The organism is Psychromonas antarctica, from assembly GCF_022267535.1.
Classification (GTDB): Bacteria; Pseudomonadota; Gammaproteobacteria; order Enterobacterales; family Psychromonadaceae; genus Psychromonas; species Psychromonas antarctica.
Genome location: NZ_JAHNZV010000189.1, coordinates 1 through 3,004, shown reverse-complemented (window position 1 = coordinate 3,004; position 3,004 = coordinate 1). Strand labels below are relative to the sequence as shown.

Annotated in this window: 3 protein-coding genes; 2 read left to right on the top strand and 1 reads right to left on the bottom strand. The window is 36.2% G+C overall.

The features are described 5' to 3' along the window. Positions 1-180: hypothetical protein (locus KSO91_RS16670; RefSeq protein ID WP_238744149.1), on the bottom strand; the 180-nt coding region annotated here is incomplete at its 3' end. A 97-nt stretch (positions 181-277) separates the two neighbouring features. Here KSO91_RS16670 and KSO91_RS16665 point away from each other — a divergent pair. Both KSO91_RS16665 and KSO91_RS16660 read left to right on the top strand, forming a co-directional pair. After that, entirely contained in the window at positions 278-922 is a 645-nt protein-coding gene (locus KSO91_RS16665) for an IS6 family transposase (protein ID WP_238744148.1), read from the top strand. 172 nt (positions 923-1,094) lie between these two features. Further along, complete coding sequence (locus KSO91_RS16660) at positions 1,095-2,885, top strand: nuclease-related domain-containing DEAD/DEAH box helicase (protein WP_238744147.1); 1,791 nt, start codon at positions 1,095-1,097, stop codon at positions 2,883-2,885. Positions 2,886-3,004: the final 119 nt, after the last annotated feature.

The window sequence follows — 3,004 nt, the reverse complement described above, 5'->3', positions numbered from 1 at the left end:
AAGCCAACCCAGAAAATTACCTGCCATGGAATTATCTAGAAAATAGTGAGTAACGGCTGACTTGCTTTCCAAAAAAGACTGAATTGGGCTAACCGCCCAAGTCAAACTATGCAGCCGTAAGCTCACCATTGAATTGAAATCAATATTAAACTTAATTTTAATATTATGCTCAGCTTTCATTTTATATTTAGTGATTTATTCATTTAAGCGTCGTTGGGTAGGACACGTGGTATTGTCAAGTTAGCAACACCTCAACCAGTTGTGCGATAATCTTCTGATGAATAATTCCAATATCTACGCAGGTTATCGTGATATTGAAGAATTACTCGCAGCTAGAAGCATAATTGTCACTTATGAAAAGATTCGACAGTGGTGCAAAAAACATGGCAGCATCTATTGTAATCAGCTAAAAAAGAAGCGTGGACAACTTGGTGATACCTGGTATTTGGATGAGGTTTTCATCAAAATAAATGGCGTATTACATTACCTTTGGCGAGCCGTTGATCAAGATGGTGATGAAATAGATATTTTGGTTCAGAAACGAAAGAATAAAACGGCAGCGATGCGCTTCTTTAAACGATTATTAAAAGGGCAGGGAAGTACGCCGTTAAAGATTGTGACGGATAAACTAGCAAGCTACTCTGCAGCAAAAAAAGAACTAATGCCAAGCGTAGAACACTCAACTGTTCAGTATGAAAATAACGGGTGTGAGCTCTCACATCAGCCTACTCGGCAACAAGAAAGACAGATGCGTAAATTCAAATCACAGGGCCAAGCCCAGCGGTTTTTAAGTTGCCACGGGGTAGTAAATAACCTGTTTCGTTTTGGCCGTCATTTAATGCAAGCGAAACATTATAGAGCATTCCGCGATCTCTCATTTTCTGATTGGATGCAGGTTAGTTATGTCCAAAATTTAGATTAAGGCTAATTTAATAGCCTTTAGTCGTCCTGGTCACATAAGTTGACAATACCCATCTGATACAGTCAGTGAAGGACTGGCAGAAATTATTGGGGAATCTATTTTACCAATCCCTATATCGCCAATTGGTATTATTGGTGCACTGTTCGGGTTACCATTCTTATAGGAATATTTTATGGCCAGTTTATATCCATCATTAGAGAATATAAAACGATTAAAGGTACAGCCAACTGAAGGTGAATATCATTTATTGAATTATTTAGATGAACACCTTGATGTTAGTTATGAAGTGTTTTTTAATCCTTATTTGGATGGTGATAGGCCAGATTTTATTATCGTTAAAGAAGGTGTCGCGATAATTATTATAGAAGTGAAAGATTATGACTTAGCTAAATATAAGGTTAATACTTATAACAAATGGTCGGTTCACAGCTCGCAAGGTACTTCTCGAATAGCTTCTCCTCAGTCGCAAGCATTTACTTATAAAAAGAATTTATATCAACTACATTTACCTGTTCTAGGGCTGGCCCAGCTCACTAACCGTCATTTCTTTAATCTTGTTCTGCCACTCGTTTATATGCATAAAGCGACGAAACCTCAGATCCACCAACTTTATAGCCACCCCGACAATGAACTGAGCAAACAATCACAAGATCTGTTCACTCAGCATAAAAATGGATCTATCAATCATGATACTTTTAATAAGCGATCTGATGGTATTTCGAGTGTGAAGCTACGGTTATCTCGTGATAAGTCGATGGTATATGCTAATGATCAACTTAATACCCTTATCTTAAAAATTAAGAGCTTTAAGTCTCATGTGTTGTTTGATGATCGTGTTTATGAAGATCTAAAGCGGCGTTTAATGCCTTGTGAGCATATATTGAATCAAGGCAAGCAAATACCTTTAGATGAAAAACAAATTAAGTTAGCTGTTAGTGATAAAGGGAAAGAAAAAATAAAGGGAGTTGCTGGTTGTGGTAAAACAGCAATTATCGCTCAACGAGCTGTAAATGCACATACTAGACACAAAGAAAATGTACTTATCATCACTTTCAATATTACGCTAAAAAATCTGATCAAAGATAGAATTAGCGACATCTTAGGATATAGAGATGGGGAAAACTTTGCTGTAACTAACTACCACCAGTTCTATAATTCACAAATCAATGAAACCGGACAAGATATTGGGGAATTAATAGAAAAGTTTGGATTGAGAGAGCTTTATAAAAAAGACTGTTTTAAAGAGGATACCTTACGGCGTTATCAAACAATCTTAGTCGATGAAGTACAAGATTTTGAAAGTGAGTGGGTCAAAATACTCAGAGATAATTTTTTAGCTAATGATGGTGAAATGGTTCTGTTTGGGGATGAATCTCAAAATATCTATGAGCGAACTACTGAACGAGCCGCAGTTATCGCTCAAGGTTTTGGCAGCTGGAAAAAACTCAAGCGTTCTTATCGAACAAGTATTGATTCACCGTTAAATCAAATTTTCAAGGACTACCAATCAAAATATTTAATAGAAAAATATTCAGATTCTGAATTACTCGAAACCGCTCCTATTCAACAAGGGCTTACGTTTGAAATCTTAGATTATCATTCATGTAATGAAGATTGGGAAAATAGTACATTTGATTGCATTCAAAAAACGATTAGAACTAATAACTTTAACCCGAATGATGTAGTGATATTATCTTCAAATATTTATCTAGCTCGTAAATTAGTTGAAAAATATCAAGATGTTGAAAAGCTTCATTGTATGTTTGAAACATATCCAGAGTTGCTTGTGTTACTTTCAGCGTATGATCGTAATATTACCTTAGATGCGCTTAAATTGATGTCTGTAGAAGCTCTACGAAAAACTATTGCAAGCCATATGGGCTTAAAAACAGACATAGAACGAGCAAGGCGAACTAAAAAAAACCATTTTTATGCCAACAGTGGATTGATAAAGTTATCGTGAGCTTACGGCTGCATAGTTTGACTTGGGCGGTTAGCCCAATTCAGTCTTTTTTGGAAAGCAAGTCAGCCGTTACTCACTATTTTCTAGATAATTCCATGGCAGGTAATTTTCTGGGTTGG